Source organism: Arhodomonas sp. KWT, from assembly GCF_010993615.1.
On sequence record NZ_WNXE01000195.1, the window covers coordinates 2,719 to 4,025 of the forward strand.

Sequence of the window (1,307 nt, forward strand, 5' to 3'; positions counted from 1 at the left end):
TGTCTGACAAGTTATCAGGCTACCGCCCATCGCGTGCGCCGTGCACCCGCGCCCTTCCGCATCGCCGCACGCAGCGGCTGACGCACGGCATCACCTCTGAGAAGATGAGTGGACCGCCCAAACGCGGGAAACGGGGCCGGCCGCGCCGGCGGGCGATATCGTGCGAGCAGGAGAAGCACAGTGCACGTACTGGTTATCGGTGGCGGTTTGATGGGGGTGTCCACGGCGTATTACCTGGTCGAGGCCGGGCACCGGGTGACGCTGGTGGAGCGCCAGCCCGAGCTGGCGGCCGAGGGCAGCCATTCCAACGGCGGCATGCTCCACGCCAGCCACACGGAGCCCTGGAACACCCCGGAGGCCATCCGCCAGTTCCTGCAGTGGATCGGCCGCGAGGAGTCCCCGCTGCTGCTGCGCCCCGGCCAGATACCCAACCTCATCGGCTGGGGCCTCGGCTTCCTGCGCTACAGCCGTACCCATCACCACGAGCGCAACACCCGGGTGAACACGCGGCTCGCCGTCTACAGCCAGCGGCTCATGGCCGGCATCCGCGAGGCCACGGGGCTGGAGTACGACGCCGACCACCGCGGGATCCTCAAGATCTTCCGCGACCGGCGCGAGTACGAGCACGCCCTGGCCGGTTCCGCGCTCACCGAGTCGCTGGGCGTGCGCTTCGAGCGTCTCGGCACCGACGAGGTGATCGGTGTGGAGCCGACGCTGGCCGACGTGGCCGGCGATATCGTCGGCGGCATCCACTATCCCGACGACGAGTCCGGCGACGCCCGGCGCTTCGTCGAGGGCCTCGGCGAGTGGCTGCGAGGGCAGGGCGCGGAGCTGCGCCTCGGTGAATCGGTGCAGCGCATCGACGGCGGTGCCGACGGTATCGCCGGGGTGGTTACCGACCGGGACACCCTTACCGCGGATGCCTACGTCCTCGCCTCCGGCGTGGACGCGCCGGCACACGTCCGGCCGCTGGGCGTCAACCTGCCCATCCGCCCGGTCAAGGGCTACTCCGCCACCCTGCCGGTGGACGGCGACGCCGGCGCGCCGCGGGTACCGATCATCGACGAGGGCAACAAGGTGGTGATCACCCGCCTCGGCGAGCGCCTGCGCGTGGCCGGCACCGCGGAGTTCGCGGGCATGGACCGCTCGGTGCGCGAGCGCCGGGTGGAGATCGTGGTGCGCCAGGCGCTGTCGAACTTCCCCGCCTACGCCTCGCGGGTCGAGCGCAGCGCCGCCGAGCCGTGGGCGTGCCTGCGCCCGATGACCAAGGACGGCCCGCCGATCCTCGGTGACAGCGGCGTGCCGGG

At 71.5% G+C, this 1,307-nt stretch carries 1 protein-coding gene; it reads left to right on the forward strand.

Annotated features, from left to right (window positions below):
- Positions 1-180: 180 nt before the first annotated feature.
- A partial coding sequence (locus G7A99_RS16455; protein ID WP_163142131.1) for an FAD-dependent oxidoreductase occupies positions 181-1,307 on the forward strand: 1,127 nt, incomplete at its 3' end.